Genomic DNA, 241 nt, shown 5'->3' on the forward strand with positions numbered 1-241 from the left:
CCTGCTCAGCCCGCAGGCCACGCGCGGCGGGACAGAAATTTTCATCTGGAGCCCTGACCGCCCTTACCTGTTTGCCGCCGTCTGCGCCGAACTGGACAGGCGTAATCTTAGCGTTCACGATGCACAGATTTTCACCACCCGTGATGGCATGGCGATGGATACGTTCATCGTTCTGGAGCCGGACGGCAGTCCGCTGTCGTCAGACAGGCACGAAGCGATCCGTTTTGGGCTGGAACAGGCC

Annotated in this window: 1 protein-coding gene; it reads left to right on the top strand. The window is 60.6% G+C overall.

Features of this window, described 5'->3' with window-relative positions; genetic code table 11:
- Positions 1-241 (top strand): ACT domain-containing protein (locus FDX22_RS19615; protein WP_146717656.1); only part of this gene is annotated, 241 nt, incomplete at both ends.

It is taken from the genome of Citrobacter sp. TBCS-14 (assembly GCF_005280805.1).
In the GTDB taxonomy this organism is placed as follows: domain Bacteria; phylum Pseudomonadota; class Gammaproteobacteria; order Enterobacterales; family Enterobacteriaceae; genus Citrobacter; species Citrobacter gillenii.